This window comes from Rathayibacter sp. AY2B5 (assembly GCF_002931645.1).
Lineage (GTDB): Bacteria > Actinomycetota > Actinomycetes > Actinomycetales > Microbacteriaceae > Rathayibacter.
Map to the genome: position 1 here is coordinate 1 of NZ_PSUE01000059.1, position 1,338 is coordinate 1,338.

Sequence of the window (1,338 nt, forward strand, 5' to 3'; positions counted from 1 at the left end):
TCCCTCGCGACCTGACGTCCGGCGTCGGCGCTGGCACCGCGACGAGGGCGGCGAGCCGGTTTCATGCTGCGGCAGACGTTTGCGGGTCGGGTGGACATGTACAGGATGAACCCGCTTTCGAAGGAGCCCGTCATGACTGCCGCCCCTGACCGAGACCCCCTGGACGTCCTGCTGGATGAGTCCAGCCCCCGCACATCGACAGTGACGAACGACGTCGCTGTCGAGCTGGCCGAGCTTCAGCAGCTCGCGGCGGCAGAGGCCCGCGTCAACCGTCACCGCTGGGCGCGTCCTGCGGTCGCCGGAGTGGCGTCGCTGGTACTGCTCGGTGGCATGGCGACCGCGGCCGCCGCGGCGACGGGCGCGTGGTCGCCGTGGGCGGAGACGCCGGACGCCTCGATCACCTATTCGCTGCCCAGCGGTGTTCAGTGTGAGGAGCGCATGGGAGACGTTCAAGGAACCGATCCGGCGGCCGTCGCCGTGGTCGAGAACTTCTACCAGACGACCGACATAGACGCCCTCCTCAGCGACGGGGCACTCCAGGAGACCATCGCGCAGCTGCGTACCGAGGACCGATCCTTCATCAACGCTGACGGATCCCGCACGCCGGCCGGCTACGGCACCGAGTTCTACAACGCCGACCGGGAGTACTCGACCGCCGTCGGGCGCATCATCAGCAACGCTCTTGACGCCGAACTCGCTGCGCAGAACGTCGACGTCGACGCCGCAAACCTCAGCATCGCCGGCGAGGCCCACTGCCCCGGAGCGACCTGGTGACCCGCCAGACGTCCGATGAGGCGGAGCGACTCAGCGAGGCTCTGCGCGTCGCCTCGCCCGACTTGCTCAAGTACCTGCAACGCCGCCTCCCTCTCGAGGACGCCGCCGACGCGCTCGGGGACGTCATGCTCACCGCATGGCGCCGTGTCGGCGCCCTCCCCCGCACCGCGGAGGAGTCGAGGATGTGGCTCTTCGGCATCGCCCGGAACGTCCTCTCGAACAGCACCCGCACTGAGAACAGGCGAGCCGACCTCTCCGGCCGGCTCCGCGGCGTCCTCGCGACCGCTCCCACCGAAGGACGCCCCGCCGACGAAGGAGCCGAGGTGCGCGATGCGATCGGCAGGCTCGCGCCAGAACAGGCCGAGCTCGTCCGCCTCATCCACTGGGACGGCTTCTCCATCACCGAAGCCGGACAACTCCTCGGCGTCCCCGCATCGACCGCACGCACCCGCTACCAACGAGCACGAGAAGACCTGCGGTCGACCCTGGCGGCATCACCAGCACGCGCCGACAACGCCAAGCCCCTCCGAGCGGTCCGCTGAAAGCGTCCCGCAGATCGATCCC

The 1,338-nt window shown here is 69.4% G+C and carries 2 protein-coding genes; both read left to right on the forward strand.

All coding sequences use genetic code 11. The features are described from left to right. The first annotated feature begins 96 nt into the window (after positions 1 to 96). A complete protein-coding gene (locus C5C30_RS17260) occupies positions 97 to 774 on the forward strand; it encodes a hypothetical protein (protein ID WP_146081579.1) in 678 nt (225 codons plus the stop codon). Then, positions 771 to 1,316, forward strand: coding sequence for an RNA polymerase sigma factor (locus tag C5C30_RS17265; RefSeq protein ID WP_104334193.1), 546 nt, complete (start codon positions 771 to 773; stop codon positions 1,314 to 1,316). The genes C5C30_RS17260 and C5C30_RS17265 overlap by 4 nt, the downstream gene beginning before the upstream one ends. Positions 1,317 to 1,338: the final 22 nt, after the last annotated feature.